The organism is Stenotrophomonas sp. 01N47 (assembly GCF_056399165.1).
Window position 1 is genome coordinate 1 of the sequence record NZ_JBFTQU010000059.1, and the last position, 448, is coordinate 448.

Consider the following 448-nt stretch of genomic DNA (forward strand, 5'->3'; position numbering starts at 1 on the left):
CCAACATCCAGGTCGGCGGCGACAGCGACATCCTGCAAAGCGTCCAGTACCGCCAGACCGGCGTGATCCTGGACCTGCAGCCCGTGGTCTATGGCGATCGGGTCGACATCACCATCAGCCAGGAAATCTCGGAGGTCGGCAAGTCGACCAACAGCGCCATCGCCAGCCCGCCGATCCTGAACCGCAGCCTGACCACCCAGATCGCCATCACCGACGGCTGGACCGGGGTTCTGGGCGGCCTGATCAGCAACAACTACTCCAAGGTCAACGACGGCATCCCCTTCTTCAAGGATATTCCGCTCATCGGTTCGGCCTTCCAGAGCAATTCCGTGACGGGAAACCGCACCGAACTGCTGATCCTGATCACGCCGCACGTGCTGCGCGGCGATGAGGACATGGCCGACTATGCGGACCGCTACGCCAGCGACATGAACGCCGCCTTCCGCAC

The 448-nt window shown here is 62.9% G+C and carries 1 protein-coding gene; it reads left to right on the forward strand.

What is annotated here, in order from left to right; genetic code table 11:
- On the forward strand, positions 1–448 hold a 448-nt coding region (locus AC1DKR_RS21200; protein WP_478035124.1), incomplete at both ends, for a type II secretion system protein GspD.